Genomic DNA, 1,350 nt, shown 5'->3' on the forward strand with positions numbered 1-1,350 from the left:
ATGCTGAATATTTCTAAAGCAATGCAAGAAACACTTAAGTGTCATTTTTCCATTGCGCGCCCAGAAATTGTTGGAGAACAAATATCAAAAGATGGTACGCGTAAATGGCTCTTACGTTTTCCTGCACGTGGAGCTGGAAGGCCTGTTGAAATTGAAACGGTTTATATTCCTGAAGAAGGGCGTGGTACTTTATGTCTTTCATCGCAAGTAGGGTGTACGTTAACCTGCTCCTTTTGCCATACAGGAACACAGATGCTTGTTCGCAATCTGACTGCAGAAGAAATTTTGGCACAGTTATTGGTTGCACGTGATTGTTTGGGTGATTTTCCTGATAAGAATACTCCTGATGGGGCAATTGTTCCCATTGAAGGGCGCAAAATTACCAATATTGTTATGATGGGAATGGGAGAACCTCTTTATAATTTTGAAGCTGTTAAAAAAGCTTTATTGATTGCTTCTGATGGCGATGGACTTTCTTTATCAAAACGTCGAATTACGCTTTCAACTAGTGGGGTTGTTCCTGGAATTATCCGAACCGGAGAAGAAATTGGTGTTATGTTGGCGATTTCACTCCACGCAGTACACGATATATTAAGGGATATGCTTGTTCCCATTAATAAAAAATATCCGCTTTCTTTACTAATGGATGCTTGCCGTAATTATCCTGGTCTTTCTAATGCAAAGCGAATCACATTTGAATATGTTATGCTAAAAGATATCAATGATAGTTTAGATGATGCAAAGCGATTGATTCAGCTATTGAAAGGGATTCCTGCTAAGATCAATTTAATTCCTTTTAATCCGTGGCCAGGGAGTAACTATCAGTGTTCTGATTGGGATCAAATCGAGCGTTTTGCTGATGTCGTTAATCAAGCGGGTTATGCTTCTCCTATTCGGATACCGCGTGGACGCGATATTTTAGCTGCATGTGGACAGCTTAAATCGGCTTCAGAGCGCTTACGGAAATCTGAACGTTTGCGACTTGAAAATGCTGCTGGTCATTAGTTAATACAATTTTCAGCTATATAGCGAAGCGATATAAAGTCTGTGCTTTTTTGTTTGTAAATTAATATCCAAACCTCGTGCGATAGCATATGTGAGACAGAGATTAAGATTGGATAAGTGCTAGACGAACAGTTTCGGCGTTTATATGCTAAATGGGGTAAGAGATTGTCTATAGTCTGTTTGCATAATCTCTGAAATAAGAAGGAAGCCTAATTTAGAGGGAATATGAAGTCTTAAGGATTGTAACTAATTTCTACCTTATTATCATACTCATTAATTAGGTTTTGTGTCTTTTAAAAGCATCTACGGTAATACCTTTTAAAAAGTGGAGATTGTGCAGTGCCT

General features: G+C 38.5%; 1 protein-coding gene. It reads left to right on the forward strand.

Going from position 1 to position 1,350, the window contains the following annotated elements:
* Positions 1-1,005: 23S rRNA (adenine(2503)-C(2))-methyltransferase RlmN (rlmN, locus tag ACFIO3_RS00765; RefSeq protein WP_375704020.1), on the forward strand; the 1,005-nt coding region annotated here is incomplete at its 5' end.
* Positions 1,006-1,350: the final 345 nt, after the last annotated feature.

The sequence above is a fragment of the Bartonella sp. AD328YNZD genome (assembly GCF_042196425.1).